Here is a 1428-nt window from a genome sequence, read left to right as displayed (position 1 = left end):
ATAGAGCTTCCAACCGACGAAAATCTATTTTTGAGGTGTTACAAATGGATGTATTTCCCGTCAACTGGGACAGCGTTCCCGAGGTGATGAACAAGGAGCAATTTTTCCGAATCTGCCACATCAGCAAGTCCACGGCGCTGCACCTGCTCAAAAGCGGCAAGGTGCCCTGTGAGTGGTCGGGTAAGAAAACCCGGTGCTATAAAATCCGAAAAGAGGATGTGAAAGCATATTTGGAGGAGCGGGCGATTTTCCCTGAACTCTACTCTGCGCCGAAGGGCTGGTACGGCACCCACTATGTGGCGAGGCTCTCCAAGGAGCTGCCGGAGGACACGCTGCGGCAGATGCACGGCTACTATGAAAAGCTGCTGCGCAAATACCCGGATGTGGTCACGGTAAAGGATGTGGTGGCCCTGACCGGCTACACCCTGACCACCGTCCACAACTGGTGTAGCCGTGGGTCGCTGAAAGCCTTTCAAAAGGGACTGAAGTTCTGTATCCCAAAGATTTTTCTCGTGGACTTCTTCTGCTCCCTGACCTTCCGATCCATCACCCGCAAAAGCCTCTGGCATATCCAGACGCTGAATGAATTCAGCAGGAAGATGAAGCGGAAGTGATCTTTGCAACGATTTAAGGGCATTTGCAAAGTTCGTTGTAAAAAGTGTGATGGGACAGCAAAAGTTCGCTGTATTTTTTGTGAAGACAGGGTGAAGGCCTGTTGCGGATGCACGGAATCCCCGTTTAGGCTAAAATGCAGGTGCATCGTATTTTGGCCTAACCTGTTATAATATCGTACTGCCCCTGCGTTTTGGAGATTCGCACACTCGCACCTGCCTTTCGGTTTTGGTAGACTATAACCGAAAGACGGGTGCATTTTGCGTTGCAGACCTGCCGGAGAAATTTTGAGTGGGAGGATCACATATGAAATCACTATTTGAGCAGTTGGGCGGCACTTGCGCAAGACAGGGAGACTATTACCTACCGGATGTTTGCTTACCGCCCGAAGAAGAACGCCCCATCAGCGTTTACGGGCAGCGGCGGCGAGCTTATCTGAAGGAGCACCACCGGGTGCTGTATTATAACCTGCTGACCGCCGGGGTGCTGGACGGGCACCTTGCAGACATCGAGGAGCAGGCGCAGGAACTCTTTCTTCGGCTGGTAGAACAATACGCAGACACCGAAGGCGTGACGGAGGCCTTGAAAGCCGATGACCCGATGGCGTGGGTGCGGAAGATGAACAATATCCGAAACAGGGCAAATGAGGCCGTGATGCAGGAAATAGTATACGGATAACGAGCAAGCGGAGGTCGATGACCTCCGCTTGTTTTGTATGTAGAAAAAGAATAATGCTGTTTTGAAACGACATTGTTCCGAACTTTGTTGACATTGTTCTTTTATTCGGGTATAATGTACTTGTGATTTTATGCGTGG

Annotated in this window: 2 protein-coding genes; both read left to right on the top strand. The window is 50.8% G+C overall.

Going from position 1 to position 1428, the window contains the following annotated elements; translation table 11 throughout:
• On the top strand, window positions 1-614 hold a 614-nt coding region (locus ACLU24_RS06060; protein WP_412611052.1), incomplete at its 5' end, for a helix-turn-helix domain-containing protein.
• Between the two features lie 304 nt (window positions 615-918).
• Window positions 919-1290 (top strand): TnpV protein, encoded by a 372-nt coding sequence (locus ACLU24_RS06055; protein WP_412611051.1) that lies wholly within the window; start codon window positions 919-921, stop codon window positions 1288-1290.
• Window positions 1291-1428: the final 138 nt, after the last annotated feature.

The sequence above is a fragment of the Pseudoruminococcus sp. genome (assembly GCF_047012705.1).
Taxonomy (GTDB): domain Bacteria; phylum Bacillota; class Clostridia; order Oscillospirales; family Acutalibacteraceae; genus Pseudoruminococcus.
Note: the sequence above shows the minus strand (reverse complement) of the source record. Positions and strands in the feature narration are given on the sequence as shown.